1 protein-coding gene is annotated in these 371 nt (G+C 68.5%); it reads left to right on the forward strand.

Going from position 1 to position 371, the window contains the following annotated elements; all coding sequences use genetic code 11:
* On the forward strand, positions 1–371 hold a 371-nt coding region (locus EIY87_RS46015), incomplete at both ends, for an IS3 family transposase (RefSeq protein ID WP_125316420.1).

Raw genomic sequence — 371 nt, forward strand, 5'->3', positions numbered from 1 at the left:
CGCGGTCAACACACGGTGGTGCGGGGACATCACCTACATCCCCACCTGGGAAGGCTGGCTCTACCTGGCCACCGTGATCGACATCGCCTCCCGGCGAGTGGTCGGCTGGGCCACCGCCGACCACCTGCGCACCGACCTCATCGACACCGCGCTAGGCAACGCTCTCACCCAGCGCAGCCCCGCTCCCGGAGTGATCTTCCACTCCGACCGCGGCTGCCAGTACACCTCCGCCCAGTTCGCCCGCACCGCCACCCAGGCCGGAGTCCGGCTCTCGGTCGGACGCAAAGGCCAGTGCTGGGACAACGCGGTGGCTGAGTCGTTCTTCGCCACGATTAAGACCGAGCTGCTCGACCGCCGCACTTGGGCCACCA

The sequence above is a fragment of the Amycolatopsis eburnea genome, from assembly GCF_003937945.1.
Lineage (GTDB): Bacteria > Actinomycetota > Actinomycetes > Mycobacteriales > Pseudonocardiaceae > Amycolatopsis > Amycolatopsis eburnea.